At 68.4% G+C, this 500-nt stretch carries 1 protein-coding gene and 1 pseudogene; both read left to right on the top strand.

All coding sequences use genetic code 11. The features are described 5' to 3' along the window. On the top strand, positions 1-302 hold a 302-nt coding region (locus R1101_RS29025), incomplete at its 5' end, for a Trp biosynthesis-associated membrane protein (protein ID WP_016935866.1). A 91-nt stretch (positions 303-393) separates the two neighbouring features. Next, positions 394-500, top strand: a pseudogene (locus R1101_RS30525) (indole-3-glycerol-phosphate synthase TrpC); the annotation flags it as partial.

The raw sequence follows: 500 nt of genomic DNA, 5'->3' as shown, positions 1-500 counted from the left end.
GGGTGGCCGCGTTGCCGGACCGGGCGGAGGTGACCGGCATCGAGACGTATCCGCTGCCCGCGATCCTCGTGATCGTCGGTGCCGTCGCCGTCCTCGCCGCCGCGGTGACCCTCTGGCGCACCCCGCGCGAGCAGGCCGGACTGTCGTCGAAGTACGACGCCCCGGCGGCGCGCCGCGAGGCTGCGGCCCGGCGCGCCGAGAGCGACGAACCGCTGTCCGAACGCGGCCTGTGGGACGCGCTGGACGCAGGTGAGGATCCCACGGACGACGGTGGTGAGGGTGATACGGACACCCGCCGGTGACTGCTGTAAACCAGTTCACTACTCTTCTACACAGATCCGATGAGCTTGATCACATCGGGATTGAGCAGGGTGGGAAAGGACTCGAGCCACGATGACAGTTCTCGATTCGATTCTCGAAGGAGTGCGAGCCGACGTCGCCGCCCGTGAGGCGGCCCTCGATCTTGCCTCCGTGAAGGCTGCTGCTGCGAGTGCGCCCCC

The organism is Rhodococcus sp. R1101 (genome assembly GCF_000278445.1).
In the GTDB taxonomy this organism is placed as follows: domain Bacteria; phylum Actinomycetota; class Actinomycetes; order Mycobacteriales; family Mycobacteriaceae; genus Rhodococcus; species Rhodococcus gordoniae.
This window is presented reverse-complemented; position numbering and strand designations above follow the sequence as displayed.